The organism is Mesorhizobium sp. B3-1-6, assembly GCF_006439555.1.
In the GTDB taxonomy this organism is placed as follows: Bacteria; Pseudomonadota; Alphaproteobacteria; order Rhizobiales; family Rhizobiaceae; genus Mesorhizobium.
On record NZ_VFTM01000017.1, the window covers coordinates 1 to 24,957 of the forward strand.

At 63.9% G+C, this 24,957-nt stretch carries 29 protein-coding genes and 1 riboswitch; of the genes, 17 read left to right on the forward strand and 12 right to left on the reverse strand.

Annotated elements, in window-relative coordinates; all coding sequences use genetic code 11:
- Positions 1-145: 145 nt before the first annotated feature.
- Positions 146-1,009 carry a DUF1236 domain-containing protein gene (locus FJ414_RS16320; RefSeq protein WP_140645397.1) on the reverse strand — a complete coding sequence of 288 codons (864 nt, stop codon included), beginning with the start codon at positions 1,007-1,009 and terminating at the stop codon, positions 146-148.
- A 249-nt stretch (positions 1,010-1,258) separates the two neighbouring features.
- On the opposite strand from FJ414_RS16320, the gene FJ414_RS16325 reads away from it, so the two are divergent.
- Positions 1,259-1,558 carry a DUF1236 domain-containing protein gene (locus FJ414_RS16325; protein WP_140645398.1) on the forward strand — a complete coding sequence of 100 codons (300 nt, stop codon included), beginning with the start codon at positions 1,259-1,261 and terminating at the stop codon, positions 1,556-1,558.
- Between the two features lie 215 nt (positions 1,559-1,773).
- Positions 1,774-1,995 carry a hypothetical protein gene (locus FJ414_RS16330; RefSeq protein ID WP_140645521.1) on the forward strand — a complete coding sequence of 74 codons (222 nt, stop codon included), beginning with the start codon at positions 1,774-1,776 and terminating at the stop codon, positions 1,993-1,995.
- A gap of 285 nt (positions 1,996-2,280) precedes the next feature.
- On the opposite strand, the gene FJ414_RS16335 is transcribed toward FJ414_RS16330, so the two are convergent.
- Positions 2,281-2,631 (reverse strand): DUF982 domain-containing protein, encoded by a 351-nt coding sequence (locus tag FJ414_RS16335; protein WP_140645399.1) that lies wholly within the window; start codon positions 2,629-2,631, stop codon positions 2,281-2,283.
- 213 nt (positions 2,632-2,844) lie between these two features.
- Here FJ414_RS16335 and FJ414_RS16340 point away from each other — a divergent pair, with 213 nt between their 5' ends.
- The 5 genes from FJ414_RS16340 to FJ414_RS16360 all read left to right on the forward strand — a co-directional run bounded on the left by FJ414_RS16340 (position 2,845) and on the right by FJ414_RS16360 (position 5,242).
- Positions 2,845-3,144 carry a DUF1236 domain-containing protein gene (locus tag FJ414_RS16340; RefSeq protein ID WP_140645400.1) on the forward strand — a complete coding sequence of 100 codons (300 nt, stop codon included), beginning with the start codon at positions 2,845-2,847 and terminating at the stop codon, positions 3,142-3,144.
- A gap of 130 nt (positions 3,145-3,274) precedes the next feature.
- Positions 3,275-3,484 carry a hypothetical protein gene (locus FJ414_RS16345; RefSeq protein WP_140645401.1) on the forward strand — a complete coding sequence of 70 codons (210 nt, stop codon included), beginning with the start codon at positions 3,275-3,277 and terminating at the stop codon, positions 3,482-3,484.
- A gap of 119 nt (positions 3,485-3,603) precedes the next feature.
- Complete coding sequence (locus FJ414_RS16350; protein ID WP_140645402.1) at positions 3,604-3,849, forward strand: DUF2934 domain-containing protein; 246 nt, start codon at positions 3,604-3,606, stop codon at positions 3,847-3,849.
- A 372-nt stretch (positions 3,850-4,221) separates the two neighbouring features.
- On the forward strand, positions 4,222-4,722 hold the full coding sequence (locus FJ414_RS16355) for a porin (protein WP_140645403.1): 501 nt from the start codon (positions 4,222-4,224) through the stop codon (positions 4,720-4,722).
- Positions 4,723-4,741: 19 nt separating this feature from the next.
- Positions 4,742-5,242 carry a porin gene (locus FJ414_RS16360; RefSeq protein ID WP_181181633.1) on the forward strand — a complete coding sequence of 167 codons (501 nt, stop codon included), beginning with the start codon at positions 4,742-4,744 and terminating at the stop codon, positions 5,240-5,242.
- Positions 5,243-5,248: 6 nt separating this feature from the next.
- On the opposite strand, the gene FJ414_RS16365 is transcribed toward FJ414_RS16360, so the two are convergent.
- Together FJ414_RS16365 and FJ414_RS16370 are read right to left on the reverse strand one after the other, a co-directional pair.
- Positions 5,249-5,458, reverse strand: coding sequence for a hypothetical protein (locus tag FJ414_RS16365; RefSeq protein WP_140645405.1), 210 nt, complete (start codon positions 5,456-5,458; stop codon positions 5,249-5,251).
- A gap of 153 nt (positions 5,459-5,611) precedes the next feature.
- Positions 5,612-5,836, reverse strand: coding sequence for a hypothetical protein (locus tag FJ414_RS16370; RefSeq protein ID WP_140645406.1), 225 nt, complete (start codon positions 5,834-5,836; stop codon positions 5,612-5,614).
- A 340-nt stretch (positions 5,837-6,176) separates the two neighbouring features.
- Positions 6,177-6,289, forward strand: a riboswitch (TPP riboswitch).
- On the opposite strand from FJ414_RS16370, the gene FJ414_RS16375 reads away from it, so the two are divergent.
- The 4 genes from FJ414_RS16375 to FJ414_RS16390 all read left to right on the forward strand — a co-directional run bounded on the left by FJ414_RS16375 (position 6,280) and on the right by FJ414_RS16390 (position 9,731).
- Positions 6,280-6,888 (forward strand): YkoF family thiamine/hydroxymethylpyrimidine-binding protein, encoded by a 609-nt coding sequence (locus FJ414_RS16375; RefSeq protein WP_140645407.1) that lies wholly within the window; start codon positions 6,280-6,282, stop codon positions 6,886-6,888. (Overlaps the previous riboswitch by 10 nt.)
- Before the next feature lie 274 nt (positions 6,889-7,162).
- The gene (locus FJ414_RS16380; protein WP_181181637.1) at positions 7,163-7,948 is read left to right on the forward strand and encodes an ABC transporter permease; all 786 of its coding nucleotides are present in this window, start codon (positions 7,163-7,165) and stop codon (positions 7,946-7,948) included.
- Positions 7,945-8,718 carry an ABC transporter ATP-binding protein gene (locus tag FJ414_RS16385; protein WP_140645408.1) on the forward strand — a complete coding sequence of 258 codons (774 nt, stop codon included), beginning with the start codon at positions 7,945-7,947 and terminating at the stop codon, positions 8,716-8,718. Before FJ414_RS16380 ends, FJ414_RS16385 begins: the two co-directional genes overlap by 4 nt.
- Complete coding sequence (locus tag FJ414_RS16390) at positions 8,715-9,731, forward strand: ABC transporter substrate-binding protein (protein WP_140645409.1); 1,017 nt, start codon at positions 8,715-8,717, stop codon at positions 9,729-9,731. Before FJ414_RS16385 ends, FJ414_RS16390 begins: the two co-directional genes overlap by 4 nt.
- Before the next feature lie 56 nt (positions 9,732-9,787).
- On the opposite strand, the gene FJ414_RS16395 is transcribed toward FJ414_RS16390, so the two are convergent.
- The 3 genes from FJ414_RS16395 to FJ414_RS16405 form a co-directional block, all read right to left on the reverse strand.
- Complete coding sequence (locus FJ414_RS16395; protein WP_246672415.1) at positions 9,788-10,492, reverse strand: hypothetical protein; 705 nt, start codon at positions 10,490-10,492, stop codon at positions 9,788-9,790.
- An 89-nt stretch (positions 10,493-10,581) separates the two neighbouring features.
- Entirely contained in the window at positions 10,582-15,099 is a 4,518-nt protein-coding gene (locus tag FJ414_RS16400) for a tetratricopeptide repeat protein (protein ID WP_140645411.1), read from the reverse strand.
- Between the two features lie 194 nt (positions 15,100-15,293).
- Positions 15,294-15,926: a S24 family peptidase gene (locus FJ414_RS16405; RefSeq protein WP_140645412.1), complete on the reverse strand. Its 633-nt coding sequence runs from the start codon at positions 15,924-15,926 to the stop codon at positions 15,294-15,296.
- 80 nt (positions 15,927-16,006) lie between these two features.
- Here FJ414_RS16405 and FJ414_RS16410 point away from each other — a divergent pair, with 80 nt between their 5' ends.
- The 5 genes from FJ414_RS16410 (at position 16,007) to FJ414_RS16430 (ending at position 19,068) form a co-directional block, all read left to right on the forward strand.
- Positions 16,007-16,288 carry a hypothetical protein gene (locus FJ414_RS16410; protein ID WP_140645413.1) on the forward strand — a complete coding sequence of 94 codons (282 nt, stop codon included), beginning with the start codon at positions 16,007-16,009 and terminating at the stop codon, positions 16,286-16,288.
- Complete coding sequence (locus tag FJ414_RS16415) at positions 16,285-16,581, forward strand: hypothetical protein (protein WP_140645414.1); 297 nt, start codon at positions 16,285-16,287, stop codon at positions 16,579-16,581. The genes FJ414_RS16410 and FJ414_RS16415 overlap by 4 nt, the downstream gene beginning before the upstream one ends.
- 87 nt (positions 16,582-16,668) lie before the next feature.
- Positions 16,669-17,517: a GcrA cell cycle regulator gene (locus FJ414_RS16420; protein WP_140645415.1), complete on the forward strand. Its 849-nt coding sequence runs from the start codon at positions 16,669-16,671 to the stop codon at positions 17,515-17,517.
- A 276-nt stretch (positions 17,518-17,793) separates the two neighbouring features.
- Positions 17,794-18,390, forward strand: coding sequence for a DUF6456 domain-containing protein (locus FJ414_RS16425; protein ID WP_140645416.1), 597 nt, complete (start codon positions 17,794-17,796; stop codon positions 18,388-18,390).
- Positions 18,391-18,423: 33 nt separating this feature from the next.
- Positions 18,424-19,068: a hypothetical protein gene (locus tag FJ414_RS16430; RefSeq protein ID WP_140645417.1), complete on the forward strand. Its 645-nt coding sequence runs from the start codon at positions 18,424-18,426 to the stop codon at positions 19,066-19,068.
- Between the two features lie 11 nt (positions 19,069-19,079).
- Here the strand turns inward: FJ414_RS16430 and FJ414_RS16435 are convergent, their stop codons facing one another.
- From FJ414_RS16435 to FJ414_RS16450, 4 genes are all read right to left on the reverse strand, one after another.
- The gene (locus FJ414_RS16435) at positions 19,080-20,318 is read right to left on the reverse strand and encodes a DUF763 domain-containing protein (protein WP_140645418.1); all 1,239 of its coding nucleotides are present in this window, start codon (positions 20,316-20,318) and stop codon (positions 19,080-19,082) included.
- A gap of 106 nt (positions 20,319-20,424) precedes the next feature.
- The gene (locus tag FJ414_RS16440; RefSeq protein WP_140645419.1) at positions 20,425-20,751 is read right to left on the reverse strand and encodes a hypothetical protein; all 327 of its coding nucleotides are present in this window, start codon (positions 20,749-20,751) and stop codon (positions 20,425-20,427) included.
- A 128-nt stretch (positions 20,752-20,879) separates the two neighbouring features.
- The gene (locus FJ414_RS16445) at positions 20,880-21,212 is read right to left on the reverse strand and encodes a hypothetical protein (RefSeq protein WP_140645420.1); all 333 of its coding nucleotides are present in this window, start codon (positions 21,210-21,212) and stop codon (positions 20,880-20,882) included.
- A gap of 176 nt (positions 21,213-21,388) precedes the next feature.
- A complete protein-coding gene (locus FJ414_RS16450) occupies positions 21,389-21,703 on the reverse strand; it encodes a hypothetical protein (RefSeq protein ID WP_140645421.1) in 315 nt (104 codons plus the stop codon).
- 825 nt (positions 21,704-22,528) lie between these two features.
- Here FJ414_RS16450 and FJ414_RS16455 point away from each other — a divergent pair.
- A complete protein-coding gene (locus FJ414_RS16455; RefSeq protein ID WP_140645422.1) occupies positions 22,529-22,882 on the forward strand; it encodes a cupin domain-containing protein in 354 nt (117 codons plus the stop codon).
- 52 nt (positions 22,883-22,934) lie between these two features.
- On the opposite strand, the gene FJ414_RS16460 is transcribed toward FJ414_RS16455, so the two are convergent.
- Positions 22,935-24,920, reverse strand: a complete 1,986-nt coding sequence (locus tag FJ414_RS16460; protein WP_140645423.1) for an acyltransferase family protein — start codon at positions 24,918-24,920, stop codon at positions 22,935-22,937.
- Positions 24,921-24,957: the final 37 nt, after the last annotated feature.

Genomic DNA, 24,957 nt, shown 5'->3' on the forward strand with positions numbered 1-24,957 from the left:
TGACCGCTTGAAGCGCGCACTGTATTTGGACATGCAAAACCCCCGAAGGTTGTGTCCAACTTTCGGGGGTCAGTTCATTGCCAGAGGTTTGTCAGCAGTCTGAGGCCCGCCGCGTGGCGGGCCCTTGGCTGTCCTGCTATCCGGATCAGGTCAGGATCAGCACGATCTTGTAAGTGTCGGGGTCGACGATGACGATGCGTCCGTCGGCCAGCACGAAATACTCGTAGGATTCATAGGCAGGCACGATCTTGACGATGCGCGCCGGCAGGCGGTGCAGACGCACCTTGTGCCGCGGAACCTCGACGCCGACAGAGATGTCGAAGCTGACGTCGCGAACCGGCTCGACCCTGGTCTCGTGAATGATCTGCGTGACCTGCGTCTTCTGCTCCACCGTCACGTTGTTGATCGAGGCCGTCTTGTTCTGGTCGGTCTCGACATTGGTGTTGCCCTGCGCGTTCTGCTCGGTCTGCATCTTGGTGTTGCCGCCCTGAGCGTTCTGCTCGGTGGTGGTTGTGCCGGACTTACCCTGGGCCTGCTGATCGGTCTGGGTCTTCGTCTTGTTCTGGGCATTCTCCTCGGTTGTCGTACCGGTCTTGCCCTGCGCGTTCTGCTCAGTCTGCATCTTGGTGTTGCCGCCCTGAGCGTTTTGCTCGGTGCTGGTCCCGGTCTTGCCCTGAGCCTGCTTCTTCTTCTTCAGCTGTGTATTGTCCTGAGCATTCTGGTCGGTATTGGCGCCGGCCTGACCCTGGGCCTGCTCATCGGTCTTCATCTTGGCCGTGCCCTGGGCCTGCTCTTCGGTGTTGGCGCCGGCCTTGCCCTGAGCGTTCATCTCGGTCTTCGATTTCGTCTCGCCCTGAGCCTGCCCGCCGGCCTTGCCGCCCTTTTGACAATCGGCCGTGCCGGCCGCGCAATTGTCGCCGCCGCTCGGCTGTGCGGATTCGGTCTGCGCCATCGCGGCGCCGCAACCGACGCCGAGCGCGATCATACTTGTGATAAGCAGATGTTTCATGGGATTTCTCCTCGGAAAGTTCGGTCCCTTCACTAGGAAAACCCGGCCCGAAAAGCATTGTTCCGAAATTGCCGCGCCGCGCGCCGGTGACGTTTCTTCGGACGTGCCTGTGACGTTCCCCCGAAAATGGTGTCGGCGAATTTTTTGCAGGAACAAGGCTTGTCGGCCGGCGTTACGCACATTGCCTACCGGCTGTGAAATCGCAGGCGCAGCGTGAGAGGCAATCTATCCAAATCAAGGAGAAGATCGATGAAAATGCACCTCACAACCGCAGCCGCGGGCCTGCTGCTTCTGACCGGCATCGGCGCCGCCGCCGCCGAGGATGTTATTATCCAGCCCGAACAGGAAACGGTCATCCGCGAATATGTGCATAAGCAGCCGCTGGCGTCGGTCAAGCTTCCCGGCGTCAAGCTCAGCATCGGCAGCGTCCTTCCCGACACCGTCGAATTGCACGAGGTACCGAACGTCAAGTACCGTTACGTCGTCGTCGACAATCAGACGGTCATCGTGGATCCCGGCACGCGCAAGATCGTCCAGGTCATCCAGTAGGATCATTCGCAGCTGAGTTGACGGCCCTGCCGCCGGCTGCGGCCGGGCCGTTAACCAGTATTAATTCGTTACCATATGCTAACGGAACCTTCGTTCCGGGCCCGCGTTGCCGCTGCTGTGTTCGAAATTGCCTCATAGAGAACACAAGCATGCGCAGGATGCGGGAATCGGGCGGCGGCGAAACAGGCACGGGTTGGGGGAGGAGACTGACCAACATGTCGAAACGAGAAATCGGAACATCCCGTTCGCTCGGGATGCGTGTCGCCGATCTCAAAGCCAGGATGCGGGACGCCCGGATCACCGAGCATGAGATGAAGACCTTCCAGAAGGTCGCGGCCATCATGGGGGGCAGCGAGGGCTCCCTACGCATAGACGCGGACGATCTGATCGCCGCGTCCTTCGTCACCGAGGCCCCGGGCGAATCGGCACCGAGCTGACAGCGGCCTCCAGCCGAATCCCCGATCGATCCAGTCGACCTCCAGCCGCAAGGCGGCGGTCTGCAGGCAAACGGATGCAACGGACGTCAGGGCGCGCCCGGTTGCTCCGGGATTCGCAGGCCAAATCCTAAACTTGCGGTCAAGGCCAATGCGCACGGCGTCTTGGTGGATGGTCGTCATACGCGTTGTGAGGCGTGATCAACAGACGCTGCCGCTCCAGCGGGCGCCGCTGGCCCTGTGGGCGTCATGCCCGACGCTGCCGACCGGCCTTTGCCCAGCGAGGGACTATCCAGGCACGTGTCGGTTCTGTGCCCTGCTTTCGCGTACCCGGCTTCGCCTGATCTTTGCTTCGCGCAGCACCGCGACCGGATCGGCGCCGGTCCATTCGATTCCGGCCTTCCGCGCGAAGACCAGGAACGCCTGCCGCGCCTTGTCGAGATCGATCTCTCCGGTCCGCGCCGCCTCACAGGCGCGGAATGCGTTGGCGTAGCTATCGCCCCGCGTGGCCTGCGGCCATTCCTTGAGAAAGTTCTGCATCCCGGTGAGCGTGGCGATCTCGCGCTTGAAGCCGGCGCCCACGGCAATGGCCACGGGGGCCCGAAGTTCGATGTCGCTTCTGATGGGACCTTCTTGCATGACTGCGGCATCCTTTGATTTTCAAAGACTTGGGCAGTTTCAATGCCTTCCAATGCGGAGCCGATGCGAAGGTTCCGCCAAATCAATTAGTCGTGGCTGACGGAACAACACCCTGCCGGCGGCGTTTGCCCCGGGAGCTCCCATGTTCGACCTGCCCGTGTTTCCGCCCCGCGGAGGCCAGGCGGAGCTCAACAACGCAACAGGAGATAAACGATGAAAACCACCCTCATTCCAGCTGTCGCCGGCCTGGCTCTGATGGCCGGCATCGGCATCGCGGCCGCGGACGAGGTGATCGTCACCCCCGAGCAGCAGACCGTGGTCAGGGAATATGTCCACAAGCATCCGATCGCCTCGGTCAATGTGCTCGGCCTCGAGCTCGGCGTCGGCTCGACCGTGCCTGACACCGTCGAGCTGCAGCAGGTTCCGGACGTCCAGTACCGCTATGCGGTCGTCAATGACCATACGGTGCTGATCGATCCCGGCACGCGCCGCGTTGTTCAGGTGATCGAGTAGATTAGTCCTGAAAGAGCCCGATCCTCTCCCCGGAGCATCGGGGAAGGATCGGGCTCTTCTCGTATCCGGGCATAAGGCCTAAGATAAACAGCGGTTTGGGAGGCAACGAAGCGCGGAAGGAGTCGTTGCCATGCATCATCCACACGTCGAATCACCTGACATTGCCCGCCAAGTCGACAGGCTGCTGGCCGAACGCGGCGATGGGCTGCTGTCGATCAAGCAGGCGGTCGCGCTGCTGCGCGAGCGCACCGGAACCGATCGTTCCGACGCCGACCTGGCCGGACTGATCGTCAAGAAGGCCGCGTATCTCGGCATCGCGGTGCTTTCCGACGAGAAGTGAGCCATCACCGGATATTGCTTCAAGATGCGTTTGCGCGCCGCGTCTACACCCAAGACGGCACGCGAAAATTCGGCTAATGTTTGGCTGGGGAACAGTCCCAAACCGTAGGAGGCGACAAAGTGACGGACGACAGGCACGAACGCATTCGCCAACGCGCGCACGAGATTTGGGAGCAGGCCGGCCGGCCTGAAGGCGCGCATATGGAGCACTGGGACCAGGCGACGGCCGAGATCGATGAGGCGGGCAGGCCGAAGAAAGCCGCCAAGAAGGCCGCTGCCGCCAAGGTCGAGAAGCCGAAGGCCGCGAAGGCGGAGAAGCCTGCTAAGGCCCCCAAGGCGCCACCCAAGTCGAAAGCCAAGGGCTGATCGCGTCCTAAAGGATTACGGGCAGTCGTCAGACCATCTGCCGCATAGTTGACCCACCGGCGACGGCGACCTGCAAAGCCGCGGCCTGCGCCAGCTGCGCGGGCCCACATCGGCGAGCCTGCCGGGCAGATCGCCCGGCATCGCTTGATATTAGAGAGTGTTAATAAGCCTCGACGCCACAGCTCCAAACCATCGGGGAATTACTGATCAGGTTGAACTGTTTACTGTAGCTGGGCTGCAATATGTGTTCAATAGATGAAATGCTCCCAGTAAAAGTCAGGCATTGAGCGGAAGGCGCAGTTGACTCCGCGCGCTCGCATGCGCCTTTTTCATGCGAGGCTTTCTCTCAACATCCAACTTCGGGGATCAGGCATGCGGGGTATCAACCGTGTCATTTCATTTGCGTTTCTAGCTGTGGCGGGCGGTCTCTCTGCGCCTTGCCAGGCGGCGCCGGTCGAGTACGTCAGGGTCTGCACGGCTTATGGCGCGCAATACTATTACAGTCCCGGCACCGCCACCTGTATCAATGCCAACACGGGCGAGACGCGCAGCTTGACGGAGGACGGTGTGGTCGACGGCAAGACGGCGTTGGCGAGCAAGGTCGACGACATTGACCGCCGCGTCCAGCGCGCCTTCGAGGGTGCATCGGTGGCCTCGGCGCTGGCCGGCCCGGACCTGGTGCAGGGCGAGCATTTCGGCGTGCGCGTCAACTGGGGCAATGCCGGTCAATCCAACGCCATGGGTGTCACCGGCGCGGCGGTTCTTGGCGAGGGCTTCATGTCTGGCGGCAACGGTCGGCTGGCCGGCGCCGCAGGCGTCGGCTTCTCCGGCAAGACGGTCGGCGGCAATGCCGGCCTGCAGTTCACCTGGTAAGCGCGACCGGGGGCAATCAATGTTCAGATATCTTCTTGCGCCGGCGATCCTCGGCGCGGCAACGCTCCTTGCGGCGCCATCCCAGGCGGCAGTCGCGTATGTCAAGATCTGCTCCGCCTATGGAGCCAATTACTACTATAGTCCGGGCACGGACACCTGCATCAATGCCCAGACTGGCGTGACCAAGAAGCAGGTCGACGACGGCAATGGCGGCGAGATGACCGAGGTCGGTAAGACGGCGCTCGCGGCCCACGTCGATGACATCGACAACCGCATCACGCGCGCCTTTGAGAACGCCTCGATCTCGGCCGCGCTCGCAGCGCCCGATCTCGTCCAGGGCGAGCATTTCGGTGTGCGCGTCAACTGGGGCAATGCCGGCTATGCCAATGCCTTCGGCATCACGGGCGCCGCGGTGCTGAGCGAGGGCTTCGACCATGGCGGCCGGCTGACCAGCACGCTCGGCATTGCCTTCGCCGGCAGCCAGATCGGCGGCAATGTGGGGCTGCAGTTCAGCTGGTAGGGGAGGCTACCGTCTCCCTTGCTTTCCGGCGTATTGCGCGACCGCGCAAATGAGGGCCAGCGCCGCCGTATCGCAGGCGGTCCGCGACGGCGACGGTCCCCTGGCGAAAAGCACCGCGTCCGCGACGGGGATCGTCAGGCCATGCTTTCTGGCGAATGACGTGACTTCGTAAGGCTGGTCGTCAGGCTGTATGCCGATGTCGATACGCTGGTCCATCAAACGAGTTCCTCCCTGGTACGCGGCTTTACCCTCCTTCGCCTGAGACGAATTTAACCACCCGCCGCTCAGCCGCGTCCACCAATTGCCAATTGTATGAAACGATGCATTTTTCGACGGGCGGCCCAAGGGTTGTAGGGGGAACTGCCTGCCTCACCACGCATCGCTCGACCGGGCAAACCTCATGCCGGCCGCGATCATCGCGCTTTCGCATTCGCTGATCAGCCTGAGATTGCGCAGATACCGCGCCACCGTCTCCGGGAGCCAGGCGGCGCAGGCCTCGACATAGGCGCGGCCATGCACCAGCGTGCCGGTCGAAAGCCGCTCGTCCTTCTCGGCGATCACCTTCAGATATTGCCGGATGAAACGGAATGTCATCGGCGATGTCCTGGTTGGCCATGCGCCAGGCGCCGGCGACGCGTTCGCGCTCGGCGAACGGCAATGGCGAGAGCAAAGGGCGGGAGAGGTCGGCGAAAGCGCCATGGTTCGCGGTATTCAAGCAAGTCCCCTCAAAGGAAGGGAAATATCGTACTTTATGTACGAAAAACAATCAAGCCGGATTCGTACAATTTGAACGACACTGCGGTTGCGATACCGCGTTATAAGAAATCTGCGAAAATCTTATAACCCGGCATCTCCCTTAGGGAGATGGGGCCCTTGGCTCAATTGGCCTCGCAAAAAAACCGCTTTCCCATTCGCTCGAACAGTGCTTTAACGCCGCCATCCACAGGGGTGCTCCGTACGGTCGGGGCTGAGATGGCGGCGGCAAGCCTCCGGACCCTAAAGCTGATCTGGATAATACCAGCGGAGCGAGGCGGGCCATGTTTTCCGGCGCACAGATTTCCCTTTATCCCATGGCTGACGATTTCGTCGGCGTCATCCTTGGCGCGTTGGGCGCGCTCGATCCTTACCGCGACAGGCTGAGGATCGAGACCGACGATATCTCGACGCTGCTGGTCGGGCCGCCCGAAGTGCTTTTTCCCGCCATGCGCGACCTGTTCGTCGCGGCGGCGAAGAGCGGCAAGCACTGCGTGCTGTCGGCCGCGGTCTCGCGCGGCTGCCCCGGCGAGCCGGACGACCCGATCTGCCGCTCTGATGAGATCGGCGGCCCGGCGATTCCGCTCGATGAACGCAAACTCGCGGCGCGCCGCGCCGTCGAGGCGACGCCCTCGACCGACCAGCCGGTGGCGGCGCAATTCTCGCTCTATGTGATGGGCACCGGCGACCACATGGACGAGATCTATGGCTGCATCGACTTCCTGAAAAACTCCGGCGTCTTCGACCGCTCGAAGAATTTTTGCACCAGGCTGCGCGGCGATGCCGGCGCGGTGTTCGCCACGCTCGCCGAAGCCTTCTGCCGCTTCGGCCCCGGCGCGGGCCACGTGACGCTCGACATAACGATTTCGGCGAACAGCCCGACCGCGGTTTGAGCCGCGTAGCGCTGCCGAGGTGGATGTGATGGCTGTTTCGTTCGGTTCTACGCCGCAAGAAGAGCCTTCGGCGATTGGCGAAAGCCGGGATGCCGTCCAATCTCCCCCCTTGCTGGGGAGATGCCCGGCAGGGCAGAGGGGGGTGCTGTCCCGCCAGCCTGTCAGTCGTTCGCGCCCTGTCGCGCAAGAGCTAGAAGCCGGCGTTCCTTCACACCCCCCTCTGGCCTGCCGGCCGCAAGGGGGGAGATCAGCCCTTGCTTCCGCCTTCGCCAGGATCTCCCCCGCCGCCATCGCTTTCGCTCTTCTCCTCATCGCCTGGGAGTTCTACGCCCGCCTCGGTGGCATCGCGTCCACCGTGCTCCCCGCGCCCTCGCGCGTGCTGGCGCAAGCCTGGGAGAACCGCTCGGCACTTGCCGACAACACGCTGCCCACCATCCGCGCCACGTTGGCGGGCTTTGCCTGCTCGCTCGTTGCCGCCTTCATCCTCTCGGCGCTGGTCGACTTCCTGGCCCCGTTGCGCCGGGCGCTGTTCCCGCTGCTGATCGCCAGCCAGACGTTGCCGCTGGTGGCGATCGCGCCGCTGGTGGTGCTGTGGTTCGGCTTCGGGCTGCTGCCAAAAATCCTGCTCGTGGCGCTGGTCACCTTCTTCCCGATGATGGTGGCGCTGGTCGAAGGCTATGCCGCCACGGCCAAGGAGATCAGCCAGATGCTCGCCGCGATGGGAGCAGGGCGCTGGCGCATCTTTTGGCTGGCGCGGCTGCCGTCGGCGCTGCCCTATTTCTTCGCCGGACTGCGCATCTCCATCACCTATGCCGTGGTGGGCGCCATCTTCGCCGAATATGCGGGCGCCGCGAAGGGGCTCGGCATCTACATGCTCAGCGCCAAGAACAATTTCCGCCCCGACCTGGTGCTTGCCGCCGTCGCGGTCAGCTCGGCGCTGACGCTGGCGCTGTTCGGCCTCGCCGTGCTCGTCCAGCGTCTCGCCATGCCCTGGGAAAATGCAGAGGGCGAAAGGGCGGGGCGCGACGGCGACAAGCCTGTCGGGGAGGGCCGGCCATGACCCGGCTCGAGCTCCGCGACGTGCGAAAGAACTTCGGCGCGCTCGAGGTTCTGGCCGGCGTCTCTCTCCATGTCGGCGCGGGCGAGTTCGTCTCGATCCTCGGTCCCTCCGGCGCCGGCAAGTCGACATTGTTCCAACTGCTCACCGGCGCGACCCGGGGCGAGGGCGAGATGCGCTTCGACGGCGCGCCGCTCGATGGCGCCCGCTTCGCCTTCATGCCGCAGCGCGACGCGCTGATGCCGTGGCGGCGCGTTATCGACAATGCGGCGCTGGGGCTCGAAGTGCAGGGCATGAAGCGGCGCGCGGCGCGCGAGCGCGTGGCGCCGTTGTTCGCCGAATTCGGCCTTGCCGGCTTCGAGCGCGCCTGGCCGGCCGAACTGTCCGGCGGCATGCGCCAGCGCGCCGCGCTCCTGCGCACCGTGGTGCAGCAGCGCGACATGCTTTTGCTCGACGAGCCGTTCGGCGCGCTCGACGCGCTCACCCGCGCCGCCATGCAGCGCTGGCTGGAGACGATGTGGCGAAACCATCGCTGGACGGCGCTGCTCATCACCCATGACGTGCGCGAAGCAGTGCTTCTGTCCGACCGTATCTATGTGCTTTCGGCGCGGCCCGCGCGCGTGGTGCGTGAGGTGGCCGTGCCACTCCCGCGCCCGCGCACCGAGAGCGCGGCGCTTGCCCGCGAGGCCGCGGCGATCGAGGCAGGCATCCTCGACACGCTGCTTGGCCAGTCCGATCCGAATTTCCGACCATCCGATGGAGAATTGAAATGACCGATCTGACCCGCCGCCAGGCGCTGTTTCTGGCCGCCGGCTTGCCTCTTGCCGGGGCTGTCACGCACGCCCGTGCCGCCACCCCGCAAAAGATCACGGTCGCGCTCGACTGGACCGTCAACACCAACCACATCGGCCTGTTCGTCGCCCGCGACAAAGGCTTCTATCGCGACGCCGGCCTTGACGTCGAAATCCTGCCCTATGGCGATACCGGCTCCGGCACGCTGGTAGCCAACCGTGTCGCCGATTTCGGCATTTCCGGCTCGCTCGGCCTGTTCACCCAGAAGAGTGCTGGCGCCGACCTGAAGGCCGTCTACGCCGTCGTCCAGTCGGAGACCGGCCGCGTCGTCTTCAACGCCGACCGCGCGGCGATCAAGAGCCCGAAAAATCTCGACGGCCTGACCTATGGCGGCTTCGGCAGCGCCTGGGAAAACGCGCTGCTGCGGACCATCATCCGCCATGACGGCGGCAAGGGCGATTTTTCGACCGTGACGCTGGGGACGTCCGCATACGATGCGCTGGCCAACGGCTCGGTCGATTTCACGCTCGAAGTCTCGACATGGGAAGGTGTCGAAGCGGAACTGAAAGGCCTCAAGCAGCGCAGCTTCCGCTACGCCGACTACGGCGTGCCGGACGAGCACACCACGCTGATCGCCTCCAGCAACGCCTTCCTTAGCGCCAATCCGAAAGCCGCCGCCGCTTTCGTCAAGGCGACGCGGCGCGGCTATGCCTTCGCGGTCGATCAGGCGCTGGAGGCGGGCGAACTGCTGATCGCCGCCAACAAGGACACACTCGCCAACCCGGCGCTGATCGACGCCTCGCTGAAGGCGCTGAACGACGGCCATTTCCTGAAGAGTGCCAACGGCGCCATCGGCACGATGGACAAGGCGAAGATGGAGGCGATGGGCGGGTATCTGTTCTCGTCGGGGATATTGCTCGACGGCAATGGCAAGGCGTTGACCGCGAAGCCGGACGTCGAGGCATATTTCAGCAACGAGTTTCTGGGCGCCTGAGAGGACGAAGGAACGCGGTGTCGCGCCGGAACCCGTCCGGAAATCCGGTGCGGAGCCTAATTCTCAACGATGGCGCGAAGCAGCGCGGTTTTGATGTGCCACCCGGGTTCGCCATGCAGTAACAGGGCGGCCTCATAGAATCTCGCCACGGCCGGGCACAGGCCCGGGAAGTCCTGGTTGGCGTTCGAGATAGCCTCCATCTCGGCCGACGTGCCGCCGATCTTTGTGAAAACGTCGGCGACCAGCGACCAGTCCTGATCGCTGGGCACGGCCGCCGGTAGACCGCTTCTTTTGGCGGCGCCGAAGGCGCGGAACAGCGTGGCGCCGATTCTGTCCAGGTCAGCCAGGAAATCGTGGCCGGGCGCACTGATCGCGTCCGGCCCATTGCGCAGGTAATTGTTGCAGGTGGCCGGTGTTTCGCGCGCCATGACATGATTGAGCATGTCGAGTTGCGCCGAAAGCGCTTCCGAAGCGTTGCTGTCGGGGGTCGTGGGTAGGAGTGGCGCATATCTATGCCTCAGATCGGCGACCGCCTGTCTGCTGATATCGCGCACTTCTCTTTGGCTTCCGGCCTGGGCCGCGGCAGTGATCTTGCGCAGCATCGCATCGTAGTCGTCCGGAAATTCGCGGGCGATAGCCTCGAATATCTGGAGATCCTGCTTCCGGATCTCGGCATCGATGTCGGCGGTGGTCAGCGTCTGGGGCGGCATCTTTACTGACTGATAGTGGTGATGTCTGCCGCTGCCGAACATCGTTGGCATCACGTTAGTCCCAACGATGCTTACGGGGACGACCGCCGCGACTTGCAACCATTTCCAAGGTGACATCCGCCTGCGCTCCGACACCCTTCTCACTCTGCCCCAAGGCTCAGCGCCTTCTTGCGGTCGGCTTCCGCACGCTTGCGGTCGCCCTTGGCTTCCCACACAGCGCTACGCGATTTGTATGCGCCAGCGAAATTTGGCCTTAACTTGATCGCTTGGTTGAGGTCGGCTATGGCGCCGTCATAGTCCGCTTTGCGGGCGCGGATCGTGCCGCGGCCGAAGTAACCGAAAACGTTATTGCGATCGAGTCTAAGAACCGTTTCGAAATCGCTGAATGCCCCTGTGTCTTCGTGGTGCTTCATGCGGAACATGCCTCGACCGGCATAGATCCTTGCGTTCGTTGGATCGAGACGGACGGCGTTTTCGTAATCCGCCGATGCCCCGTCATAGTCCCCCTGGTAGCTGAGGACGCGGCCGCGATCGCAGTAAGTGTCACCGATGTCGGGGCCGATAGTGATCGCCTGGCTGAAATCGGCGATGGCACGGGCATAGTCGCCCTTCGTCTCCCAAAGGATGGCGCGCGCTACATATACGTCTCGGAAGGTGGGGAACAGGGCAATCGCTTTGCCATACTGCGCGATGGCGCCGTCATAGTCATCCCTGCCGTCCAGCACTTGTGCCTTGTTGAAAGCCGCCCTGGCTCCAGGCGGAATGCCACCCGCCGAGGTCGCCGCTCCGCTCTCGATCTTGCCTGACGTCCTTGCCTTCGCCGCCGCCGCAAGCTTGAGGCCCTTGCGGGCGAGGCTCATCTCCGGATCGAGCTTGAGCGCCTGGTCGAAATCGGCGATCGCCCGGCCATAGTCACCCTTGGCAGCGAAGGCGCCGCCGCGCCCGAAATAGGCCTGCGCGTCATTGGCGTCGAGCTCGATTGCACGGCTCAAATCGGCGATGGCGCGATCCGGTTCGTTCTTTTTGGTCCACGCGACGGAACGGCCGATGTAAGCGTCCGAGTAGTCGGGGTAGAGCCCGATGACCTTGTTGTAGTCCTCGATGGCCGCGTCGTATTTGTCTTTGTCGACAAGCGCGATGGCCCGTCCTACATAGGGCGAGGCATCTTGCGGATCGAGCGCCATCGCCTTGTTGAATTGGGTGATCGCACGATCATATTGGCCCTTGTAGTAGAAGACGTAGCCGCGATCGACCAGAGCGTTTAGCTTCTTCGAGGATGGCGCGATCGCGTTGCCGCCGGCACCGCCTTTCTTCTGCGTGGCCATCGCTGCTTTGCGCGCGGCGGCGTAGTTTGGATTGTGCGGGTCTAGTTTGGCAGCTTGGTCGAGGTCGGCAATGGCATCGGCGTAGTTTTTGCCGTCGGCTCGCACCATGCCGCGTCCGTAGTAGCTGGCGGCGTCTTTCGGATCGATCTCGATCGCCGCTGAAAATGCCTCGATCGCTCGCTTCGGGTCTCCCGTGGCGTACCAAGCCGCTCCGGAACAGAAGAAAGCGCCGCTCGCTTTCGGGTCGAGCCTGATGGCTTTGATGCAATCGTCAAGCGCGCCGTCCGCGTCGCCCGCCGCGGCCTTGGCCAGGCCACGGCGCATGAGCGGCGCGGCCGCATCGGGAATAATGGCGATGGCCTTGTCGTAATCGGCGATCGCGCGGGTAAAATCCTTCTTGCCATCAAAGGCCCTGCCACGGCTGAAATAGGCGAGCGGGCTCTTAGGATCGATCGCGATGGCCTCTTCATAGGCCTCGATCGCTTCGTCATACTTTTCTTCGTGCAAGAGGCTGTCGCCCTTGGCCACCGCGACGAGGACGCGGGGATCGCTGGTGTCGATAAGCTTCGCCAACTTCGGATCGGCAAGCGAAAGATCGTCACTCGCACCAGGCTTGACCGCAGACGGGGTTTCTGCTGGCGCAACTGCGGTGGCGCTCTGTTCGTTCGCCGTTATGTCGGAGCCGTCCGCTTTGGTCATGCCATCGGCAGGCTCCCCGCTGACGTCCGCCGCTGCCTTGCGGGCTACGGCATAGTCACCATTGCCGGGATCGAGCTTGAGCGCCTGATCGAAATCGGCGATGGCGCCGGCATAGTCTTTCCGATCCGCCCGCACCATGCCGCGCGCGTAGTAGCTGGCGTCATGCCCGGGATCGATCCCGATCGCCACCGAATAGGCGGCGATGGCGCGCCCGGTGTCGCCCTTGGCGTGCCAGGCCACGCCTTTGCAATAGTGGGCGTCGCGCGCTTTCGGGTCGAGCGTCGCTGCCCGATCGCAATCGGCAAGCGCGCCATTGACGTCGCCGGACGTCACCTTGGCGAGCCCCCGGTGAAAATACGCGGCGGCAAAATTGGGGGCAAACTGGATGACCCTGTCGAAGTCGGCGATCGCCTGGCCATAATCGCGTGTGGCGGCCCTGGCCCTGCCGCGGCCGAAGTAGCCGAAGCGGTTGTCGGGTTCGAGCGCGATCACCACGTCATAGGAGCCGATCGCCTTGTCGTATTTGCCCATGCCCAGCCAGACATCGCCACCCAGGATCGCTTGGAGCGCGCGCTGGTCTTTTGTCTCCAAGGTCTTTGCGGCCAGTGTGTCGTCCGTAGCCGTCAAATTCGGACGGACGATTTGTTGCTTTGGAGCAGCGGCCGCCGCCTTCGGCTGCTCAGGGTCCTGCGACGGTTCAGTTTTGCCCTCATCGCCGGCAGCCTGCTCGTCGCAGCTTGCCGACCGTGCCGAATCCAACTCCACGGCGCGCCGGCAATCCGCCGCCGCGCCGGCGTGGTCGCCCTTGAGCGTCCTGGCGCGGCTGCGGCCCAGATAGGCGTCGGCATTGTCGGGGTCGAGGCTGATCGCCTTGTCGAAATCGAGCAGCGCGCCGTCGACGCCGTATTTCGACAACCGCATCTGGGCGCGCTCGAGCAGTGTCTTGGCAGTCGCCGGATCCCCGTTTGGCTGCGTAGCGGTCGGCTGTTGGCCAGGCAGATTTTCCCAACACGTGCCTGCGCGTTTCCGATCGAGTTCGACCGCTCGCCGGCAATCGCCGATGGCGAGGTCGAAATTGCCGACGAGTGCCTCGGCGATCGAGCGGTTGTAATAGGCATCTGCATTGTAGGGATCGAGGCCGATGACAAAGCTGAATGTATCTATCGCGCCCTTGGGGTCGACCTGCATCGCCTGCAACCCCGATTTGAGGTTCCAAGCAATGGCGGCGGAGTTATCCTGCTTGGCATATAGTTGCGGCGGCGCATATGTGGGAGGCGGGGTAGGCTTGGCCGCCTGCTGCTCAGCGGGGACTGGGACATCAGCCTGATTGGTCGCAGCGCTCGGCGACTGCAGCACGGGTTGCCCGTTCGCCCTGCTCTTGCTGATTTGGACGCTGAGCCTTTCTTTTCGGTAGTCGGCGTTGGCCGGATCGAGCGCGATCGCTTTGTCGAGGTCCGCAATCGCCTTGTCGGGATCCTTCGCCTCCCAGACGACTGCCCGCTCGAAATATGATTTTGGATCGTCGGAGCTGATGGCAATCGCTTTGTCGAGGTCGGCTAACGCCTCTCGTGAATTGCCGATCTGGGCCATGGTCATGCCGCGCACGCGGTAAGCTTGGGCGTTGGCCGGATCGCGGCGAACGGCTTCATCCAGATCGGCGATAGCGCGGGCATAATTCTTCTTTGAGGCCCAGCTCTTGGCGCGGTTGAAGTGGAAAGCGGAACTTGCTGGATTGAGCCGGATCGCCTCGTCGAATGCGGCGATGGCGCGGGTATGGTCGCCCTTTTCCTGCCACTCTACTCCAATCGCATTTTGAGCAGAAGCTGGGTTTGGGTCGGTCGCGCCGTCGCCCGGCTCACCGAAAGCCTCGACAATCAGTCGCGTGCAATCGCGCCCCTTGTCCGCATCGATATTGGCGATGCGCTTGCAATCGGCCTTGGCTCGCTTGCGATCACGCTCGGCGATCGATGAGCGGGCGCGTTCTAGGTAAGGAGCGATAGGGTCAATACGGACGCTCTCCGCTTTGTCGTAGTCGGCCTGGGCTCGCGCTGCGTCGCCCTTGTCTTCCCACACAACGCCGCGCACGCCATAGGCCATTTCATTGGCGGGATCGATGTCGATCGCCTTGTCGCAATCGGCGATAGCCCGATCATGCTCGCCTTTCTTGTTGAGCGCCCGCGCGCGATCGGCATATCGGCTTGCGTCATCCGGCGTAAGCGCGATCGCTTTTGTGTAGTCCGCGACGGCCCGGTCGAAATCCCCTTTGCTCTCCCAGGCGATGGCGCGATTGGTAAATGCGCGGACGTAAGTCGGATCGAGCGCGATCACCTCGTTCATATCGGCGATGAGGTGGGCAATATCGTTCCTCTGTGCATAGGCCAGGCCGCGCACAAAATAGGCGCTTACGCGAAGATCAGGCACCTCGCCTCTGTCCTCGGCGATTGCGGTGCAGGCGGCAACCTGCCGGTCGGCGGAAAATTTGCTCTCACTGAAGCAAGTGTTGTAGTCTTTGCCAGCCGCGAATGTTTTGCTGCCGAAAGCACCAAGCACAACCACCCCTGCCAGCGCCAGGAGCGGCCCGCGCGAAAGCCAGGCAACAAACGCGCGCGTCAACGCGCCGGTGTGGCGTGACATGATTGATCCTCCCCCCGGAGTGACCGCGACTGCTCTCGCGGATACCTATATAGTTCTGTTTTTGTTCCCTAATGCAAGCAGAAATTGCAGTGGCTGCATTTATGCCCTTGGGGTGGGCCAAGTGGCGCTTGGCGAGGACCTTGCGAGAGGGAAGCAAAGCAGCGCCTCAGCTTGGCGGCATCGCTCCCAACGGCTCACATATCGATCATCGACCTTTTCACCCGCCCAATGATGGTGATCGCGCCCTCCAGCTCCGGCGGCGGGATATCCATATAGGACGCCGGCTGGAACGGCGGGTTGTCGTTCGGGCGGTAGCGCTTGTAGGTGGCGCGTCCCGTCTCGTCCGAGATCACGTAGCAGCCATTGGTCACCAGCCGCTTGTCGCGCAAATTGACGAAGATGATCGAATCCGGCGGCGAGATCTTGTTCATCGACGGACCGTCGACGCGCAGCGCGATCCATTCGCCTTCCTCGAGGTCGGCGGTGGGGATGGTCGGATAGTCGGAGAGGTTGACCACGCTGTCCTGGCTGCCGAGCTCGCCAGCGCTGATCCACGACACGATCGGCACGTCGACGGTGACGGGCGAGGGCATGAGGCTGACGGGCGCCGCTTCCGCGCCATCGGCATTGAACAGGAGCCAGCCGGGGTCGACGCCGAACAGCCGGCCGTATTTCTCCGCCGCTTTCCGGGACAAAGGCCGGTTGCCGTTCTCATGGCTGATCAGCGTGTTCTTGTTGATGTCGCGCAAGGCCCGCGCCGCATCGCTGGGCGAAGCATAGCCGGCTTGGGCGCGCGCCTGCTGCAATCTATGCCGGGAATCCATCATCGTACAAAATGCCTGAAAATAATCGTCCAAAGTGTACGATTATGGTTGCGCGTCATTCGTACATAACGTACGCTTAGCGCATGATCGTACATTCCGCAAGCTCTTCCGCATCGCCCGCCGGCGGATCCGCCCAGCCCGCCGGCATTCCGGAGCTTATTGATTCCTGGCAGAGCATCGGCGCCTTCGCCGCCGATGTCGGCTGCGGCTACGAGGCGGCGCGGCAGATGCGCCGGCGCGGCCGCATCGCGCCGCAGCACTGGCCGCATGTGGTGGCGGCAAGCCGCAGGCACGGCATCGCCGGCGTCAGCTACGAATCGCTGGCCGGCCGCGCCGCGGCCGCCATGCAAGGGGAGGCGGCATGAACGCGCCTCCCTCGATCCATGAATTCCAATCGCCCAGACCGTCCTCCTCCCCGGTCAGGGCGCTTTCCGGGGCGCTTGCCCCGGATCCGGTCGAACCGCCCGCACCCCGGTTCACCGGAGCGGCCGGAGCCGTTCCTCCCCCGGCTCCGGCCGCCACTTATGGCGGCGCATCCTGCATCCGCACCGAGGACGGAACCGTCATCCTGTTCGACCGGGCGACGGGCCTTGCGGTGTCGGGCCTGACCCGCGCCGCGGCCGAGGCAGCGCTGCTTCGGCTGACCAGCACCGCCTGACTTCAACCGATCGCTGACCTGACCGCGGCCTCGTGGCCGAACCCTGGCGCTCGTCCGCGCCTTCGACAAGCAAATGGAATGAGAAGAATGGCAGCCGCCTACACGCAAAAGGAAATCGACGAGATCGCCACCTGGCTGAAGGAGGGGCTTTCGGCCTCGCGCATCGCCGGCCGCTTCAGCGACCTGCGCGGCGCTCCGGTCTCGCGCAACGCCATCATCGGCATCGTCCACCGCAACACGGCCCTGAGCGCCATCGGCTTCGCCAACCCCAAGGGCGGCCGCGCCGGCGGCAGGCCAAGGAAGCATGCCGCACGGCCGGATCGCCCCGGCCGGCGCGCCAGGGTGGCCGCTGGAGGCGTGACGCTCTCCGAACCTGCAGCGCTTGCCAGATATGCCGAGCTTGTAGAAGGCGCCGGCGCTGAAGCGCTTGATCTCCGCCTAACTGGGGGCGATGCCCAGTCCACCCTCCGCAGCCGCAGCGCAGCTGCTGCGGAGGACGGGCGGGACAGAGGGGAGCGCTGTCCGGCCGACCTCTCAGCCTGTGGCATCACCACACAAACGGACGCCGTCACCGCCCGCGCTCCCAAGCCAAAGAAATCCAAACCCCGCAAACCCGCGCGCATGCTTCCGCCCGCCTGGCTCACCCCCGGCGGGCGCGAGAAATCCGAAGCGCAGCGCTACAAGCCGCCCGCGCCGCCGCCGCCGGTAAACCCCGGACGCCAGCCGCATGTCGCGGCGATGCGTTTCCTCGACTGCCTGTTCGGCCGCTGCCGCGCGCCGCTCGACTTGGCGCTGCGCGAAACGCCGGAAGACGATCCCGCCGGCGCGCGCCCGGCACCGGACATGCTGTGCTGCGGTTTGCGCACCGCGGGCACGCGAAGCTACTGCGCGCATCACCATGCCAGGTTCCACGGCCATCGCGGGAGGGGGATGTGAGAGGCGAGGCGTATGCGCGCTTGTGTTCCTCGCCCCCGCCGATGGCGGGGGAGAGGTGTCCGCGAAGCGGACGGGGATAGCGCCGACGACGGCAGGACGAAACGCCGCGCGGCGAGAACCCGCTGTCGAGCTTGGCGCTCCACGAAAAACCCCTCTCCGTCGCGGCTTCGCCGCGCCACCTCTCCCCACTTCGTGGGGCGAGGAACCTTGATCCATGCGCGAGGGAACTCAGCCTCTCCCGTTGGCCATCCACCCCACAACCCAAGGACCGCACGCATGCCCCGCAAATCCTCGAAAAAACCGCAACCGCCAAAACTCCCCAAGGGCGAGGCCGAGCAGGTGCGCATCCGCCGCGAGGTCGGCCACGACTTCGCGCTGAAGACTGACCCCTTCGGCCGCCAGCGCCTCACCACCGGCACTGCGGAGGCGCGGTGCGTCTATGAGGTGTCGAACGGCGGCTACACCTCCACCGGCGGCGTCGTGCGCCTGCGCAATGTCGACCCGCTGGTGGGCATCACCTCGCTCAGCCGGCAGCAGCGTGAGGCAGGAGGGCGCTTCCGCGACGACTTCGAGCGCAGCCAGCGCGAGGGCCTGCAGCCACAATCCTGGAGCGAGCGCGTCGATGGCGGCCGCGTCGGCGGCGGCGTGCCCGACCGCGTGCTGTCAGCCGGCCGGGCGCATGCCCACGCTGTTGCTGCGCTGGCCCATTGGGACGTGGCGGAGGTGGCGCGAAGAATCTGCCTCGAAGGCCAGTCGGTGAAGGCCATCGCCGAACGCAGCGGTGAGGGGCGCGACGTGGTGGTGAAGCTGTTGAAGGTGGGGCTGGATTTACTCGCGGTGCACTATGGGATGATGGGGAGGAAGGCCGGGTGAAGGAAGATTCACCAGCAATAACAGAAGTGCACCTTGCAGATCGTTGAGCGGCCGGGCAGCCTGTCTTGGTCGTTCGTCTTTTGGGGTTTTGACGTAATGCAATACGTTTTCGGTACTTTGGTGCCTCAACATTTTCTACCCGCGCTGGGTTTCATTGCCGTCAGGCAAACACAGATGGACAAGGCTGTTAATCAGTCCATCGGCGACCTAACAGGGCTTGATCACAGCTCACTGATTGCACTGCTTTCGCCCGTAATGAACCTCTCGACTCGGGTAGAGATGTTGGAACGCCTTATCCCCTTAAAAATTGAGGATATCGTGGACAGGTGTAAGCTTGTAGCCATCGCGCGGGAGGTCAGAGACCTGAATAGTCTTCGCAACAGGCTTATCCACGATCTGCCGTATGCCTATTCACCAAGCGAAGATTCTCTTATGTTCGTCAGGTCAGAAACATGGACCGACCCGCAGGTTAAGGCCAGTTTACCGAAACACGTTACACCCGAAGGGTTGTATGAACTTGGCAATCGCATGTTACAGGCCGAGATCTGGCTTGGCATGAGGTTTCAGTCCAGTGGTGTCGGTCTGGAGGCGCATCCCGATTGGCTAGACCGCACCAAATTTCCGTGGCCGGATAAATTCGAGCAATTGCTTCGAAATCTAAAAACCGAGCAACCCTGACTCTGCGGTTCTCACCCCTTCGGCTTCCCCTCCCACCCAAACACACTCCGTCCGCCCAGCAAATGCGACTGGTCCATCTCGCCGGCGACGATCTCCTTCAAGCTCGGCCCCGTCACATAGCGCTCCATCCGGCGTGACTCGCCGTCCAGTCGCCTCAGCGCCTCCAGTTCCTCGGTTCGTCCGAGCTTTGCCTTGCTCACCGCCGATTTCAGCACGCCGATCGTCTCGTCATAGACCTTCAGCGGCACGGGGAAGGGGTGGCGGTCCTTGCCGCCATGGGCGAGGGAGAAGCGGGCCGGGTCGGAGAAGCGAAAGGGTGCGCCATGCACCACTTCCGAAACCATGGCCAGCGCCCGCACCGTGCGCGGGCCGACGCCGGGGACCAGCAGCAATTCGGGAAAATCCTTCGGGCCGCTTTCGATGGCCGAGGCGATGTTGCCGTGCAGGCGACGCATGACGATGTCGCTCTCGCGCACGTCGTGATGCGCCGGCATGACGAGATTGGGCAACAGCGGCTGCGCGGCTGGCTCGGGTTCGGGCCGCGGTTCCAGCACGGCAAGCTCGGTGAGGATCTTTTCCGGGCTCATGGTCTTGAGCAGCTCGATCTGGCCGCCGCGGGCTTTTTCGGCGCGACGGTCGGTGAGGTTGACGATCTGCCCTTGGGCCTCGCCCTCGATCGCCGCATGCGGCTGGTCGACGAAGCTGGTCAGCCCTTCCGACAGCCAGTGATAGCGGCGCGCCTGGCGGGCGTCGCCGTTCATGCCTTGCTGCACCACCACCCAGCGCCCGTCATCGGTGACGATGAAGCCGTGCAGATAAAGGTCGTAGCCGTCCTGCACGGCGGCGCTGTCCACCTTGGCGACGAGCCGGCTGACGGTGGCCAAAGCCTCACCGTTCAGCCCGACACGGTCGCCGATGGCCAGCAGCTCGCCGGGCGTCTTGCGCGAATGCGCGCCGCGCCCGCCGCAGACATGGATGCCGAGCTCGTTGCTGAGCGGATTTAGCCCCCGCTTCAGCGCGCCGATGACCGAGGTGGTGATACCGGAAGAATGCCAGTCCATACCCATCACGGCCCCAAAAGACTGGAACCAGAAGGGATGCGCAAGGCGCCGCAAAAGCTCGTCGCGGCCGTAATGGTGGATGATCGCTTCGCACAGCACGGCGCCGAGCTTCGTCATGCGCTCGCCCAGCCATTTCGGAACCCGCCCGCCATGCAGCGGCAGGTCGGCGCTGCCGCTTCGCTGCGTCACCTTTCGTTCTCCCTGGAACCGGCGACTTAGATGGCATTTCGGCGGAGATTTGCAAGCGGCGGATCTCCCCACAAGGGAAGATCAGCTTGTCGGTGTGCAGCCGCTGCTACCTGCGCCCGTAGAGCCTGTGATGGTGCCGGTAATGGTGCCTGTGGTGGTACCGGTGGGGATAGACGTAGTAATGTCTATGATACCGATGGTACCGGTAGTGGGGATAGCGGACCACGTAGCCGGGATAATCGTCGTAGTAGCGCGGGCCGTAGTAGCGGCCGCCGTAATCGTAGAACGGGCCGCCATAGAACGGGCCGCCGTAGAACGGATAGCCGCCAAACGGTCCGATACCGAGGCCGAAGAATCCCTGAGCGTCTGCCGGCGCGACCGTGGCCACCGCCGACGCGAGGGCGATTGCGGAGGCGAGTAGAAGCTTTTTCATGGCAACCTCCTCCTGAAGGTTCGCATCGACAACGCTTGGCGCGCCGAAAGGCTGCCAAGGAACTGGCGCGCCTGCCCGGAAAATCGCCGGGATTTGAAGTCGCACTCACCCGCCGGCGGTGGACATGGCTAACCGCAGACGCGCACCTGCCGCATGAACCGATGGTCATGACTGCGGGTTCTTACCATTTCGATCCGGCAATGGCGGCGGGCGTGTGCGGCATTCGGCGGGGCGACATAGAAGCTGTCATGGTCGTCATGCTCACCGGGGGCGTAGTTGAGATAGGGGCCGCCCCAATAAGAGCCATAGACCGGCACGGAGCCGTAGCTGTCGTAAAAATCGCCGAATGGGCCGTAGTCGAAATAACTGCCGCCGAGGAATACATTGCCTGCATCCGCAGGCATGACGGTGGTCGCAGCCGAAGCCAGGGCGAGCAGCGAGGCAAACACCAATTTGCGCATGACAAGCCTTCTCCTGAGGTTCGCCATGATAACGCGCGGCACGCCGAAAAAGTCCGGCCGCGTCGCGCAATCAGCAAGATTTGAAGGCTTTGTGAGCGCCGGGAGCCGCCCCGGGGCGGGATCGGCGATCGCGCGGGACGCCGGAGGCGGTTCCCGCGCGATCCACGTTGGCTCGCTTAGTAGCGGTTGTAGCCGTTGCCGCACACCCGCACTTCCTCCACCACGCGGTGGTGGCGGCGCCAGTGGGTCACCAGTTCGGTGCGGCAATGATGGCGATGATAGCGGTGATGGTAGCGCACCACATAGCCGCCATTGTCGTAATCGTCATTGTAGACGTGGCGGTAGTAGCGGTGCGGATAATAGCCGCCATAATAGTCGTCATCATAGCCCGGCCCGATGCCGATACCAAGCTGAACGCCGCCGGCGCTGGCCGGCGCGATCGCGAACGCCGAGGCGATGGCGATCATCGAAGCAAGCAGAAGCTTTTTCATCGCTGCCTCCTTGAGTTTGCAGGACGCCCCTTCGGCAAGACAACGGTTTCGAGCGGTGCATGTTCCCGAAAACCGTCGGGTTGCCGCCCTTGGACAAGGCACTGGCCGCGGCGCCAGCCGCTTGGTCCGGCGCATTGCTGCCTCTCCGTAAGGCAATGAGCTCAGATATTTATTAGCGTATCTGCAACCGACCGGGCGGCGGCGCGTCGCACGCCGGCGAAATATCTCTGATCATTGCCAGGCAGCAGGGAGGCTCGATGGTGTACTGCCCGCCCGTCTGCATGGTCGGCAAGCCTTCGACCGCGACCCAGCCCGACAGATCGTCGCCTTCGGCATGGTCGACGCGGTGACCGGCGCGCTTTCGAACAAGGCGGCGGTCACGTTGAAAACCCGCCCACCGCCGCCACCGCCAGCCGGCGCGCCGGAAGCAATTGCAGGCCGCGGAGGAAGGGCGGGGCGCCCGCCAGTCGGCATGACAATGAAGAAAGAAAACTCGCCGGGCTTGCCCCTGGTGCCCAAAGCCCACACGCCCGGCGAGATTTAAGACCTGATCCCCCGATCAGGACCGGCGGGAGGACACCGGCAATACTCATTATAGCAAGGCTGATGCCAGTCCCGAAACGGGACAGTGATGCTCGATGCCGCAAACTCTGTGCGACGCCTGTTAAGTGTTGCTAATATGCCACTGCCTATCGCCTCAGCCAGCTATCGGTTCCGTAGGCATCCGTCGCCGCTTCGCCTCGCTTTGTCGCATCGCCGCGTGCACCGCATGCCGCCATCGGCTATCTCATCCCCAGCCAATTCCGGCGACCCGAGGAGCATCCGATGACCAGACCCACCATTCTCAAATTCGGCCCCGTCGAGCATGCCGAAGGCGGCGACCTGCCGGGCTGGATCGCTGTCGAAGGCTCGCCGACCATGCAGACGGCCGTGCAGCACACCACCGAGGACGGCAAGGTGATGTCCGGCACCTGGCGCGCCTCGCCCGGCACCTATCACGCCACCTACACTGACTATGAATTCGTCCACATGATCGCCGGCCGCATCATCATCACCCCCGACGGCGGCGAGCCGGTCGAGGTCGGCCCCGGCGATGCCTTCGTCGTCGAGGCGGATTTCAAGGGCACCTGGAAGATCCTCGAGCCGGTGACCAAGCATTTCGTCGTCGTGGTGGAGTAGGGGGCTGCGCTGAACCTGCTGATCTCCCCCACGAGGGAGGAGATTGACAGCTTCAGCGCCCCACCTTCGAGATCACCCTTTTCTCCACCTCCGGCTCCAACGATTCCGCGAATGGCGTCGCCATATGGTGCTGGTCGCGGAAGGCGAGCTTGCCGTCGATGAAGACGTGGCAAATGGTGGCGCTGCAGAAGCGGTCGGTGAGGTCGACGTAAGCGGCGTTGGGAATGCTGTCGACGATGTCGCGTTCCACCGCCGCCATGGCGTCGTTGGCGGCGTAGGCGCGCGTCTGGTCGCAGCGCGAGGGCGTCTCGTCCCGCCACAGCGCCCGCGCCACGCAGGTGTCGACATTGGCGTTGTTGAACGGCACGTCGCGGATGAAGGCGACCTTGAGCCCCGCCTTGCTCAGGCTGGTGAGGGTGGAGCGCAGGCCGGCCCGCCAGTCGGCGTCCTGGCTCCGCGTGTCGCCGCTGCGGCCGGCCATTTTGCGGCCGCTGGTCAGCGCCAGCTCCGAGATGACCACCAGCGCCGGTCTCGCATCGATGATCTCGGCGATCGCCTGCTCGCGCCAGCGGTCGCACTCGCTGTAGGGACGCTTGAGCTCGGACGACCAGACGCTGATGCGCGAGGCGCGGCAGGAATTCTTCAGCCAGGTCACCACCCGGTAGCCGTTCTTCCGGCCCGCCTCGATCAGCGGCGTCGACCAATGGTCGGCATGGGAGTCGCCGAAGAGGGCGATGAGGCGCTGGCCATCGCCGAACACGCAAGGCTTCGGCGTCACGCTCTGGTAATCCTGCACGCAGCCGGCTTTGGCCCGGGCCGTCGACGGTTCGGCGGCGCTGGCGGCGATGATGCGCTGTTCCGGATCGAGGTCGTGCACGGCAAGCCTGGCACTGCCATAGGCGGCTGCGACGCCGGTGCCGGTCAGGAGGAGGGCCGGCACCAGCGCCCGCGCCGCACTGGCCATCAGCCAGCCGTTGCGACGGATCGGGTTCTCGATGAGATGATAGCTGAGGATGGAGAGCGCCAGCGTCACCGCGAGGCACAGCAGCCGCTCGGCCGGCGTCAGCTCCGGCGCCAGCATGCCGGCATAGACGATGACCGGCCAATGCCACAGATAGAGCGAATAGGAGAGCTTGCCGATCCATTGTAAGGGCGGCAGCGCCAGGGCGGCATTCACGCAATTCCATTCGGAATTGCGCGAGCCGTCCCTGGCGCCGGCCGCTCCCGCCTTGAGCAGAAGGACCGTGCCGGCAACCGGCAGAAGCGCCAGAAAGCCGGGGAAGGGAGCGTCCTCGCTGAAGGTGAGATATGCGGCCCCGATCATCGTCAGGCCGGTCAGGCTTAACGCCCGCCCCAGCAGCGGGCGCTCCTGCAACAGCCGTGCCGGCGCCATCGATACGAGGCCGCCGGCGGCAAATTCCCATGCGCGCAGCGGCGAAAAATAGAAGGCCCAGGGCTGCGACACGCTCGTCAGCCAGGCACAGGCGATGAAGGAGACCAGGCCGACGGCGCCGATCGCAATTACGATGGCGCGCTTGCCGGGCTTCATCCAAGCGGCCAGCAGCAAAAGCGCCGGCCAGGCGAGATAGAATTGCTCCTCGACCGACAGCGACCAGTAATGGATGAACGGGTTGCTCGTGGCGTCATTGGCGAAATAGTCGAACGACCAGCGGATCAGCCACAGATTGATCATATAGGCCGAGGCGAACATCGCACCCTTGGAATAAAGCGCCTGCTCCTCCGGCGACAGGATGAGCGCGCCGGCGCAGAGCGTCGCGGCGATGACGAAAAGCGCCGCCGGCAGCAGGCGCCGCGCGCGCCGGGCGTAGAAACGCAAAAGGTCGAGCCGGCCGGTCTCGGAAATCTCGGCGGCGAGATGGCGGGTGATCAGATAGCCCGAAATGACGAAGAAGATGTCGACCCCGGCAAAGCCGCCGGGCAGCGCGGTGAGGCCGAAATGGAAGGCGACGACGCCCGCCACGGCCACCGCCCGCAAGCCTTCGATGTCGGGCCGGAAATCCTGCGCAGGTGTTGACACGAATACGAACCTCACGATGCTTGTTCGTATCCCGCCT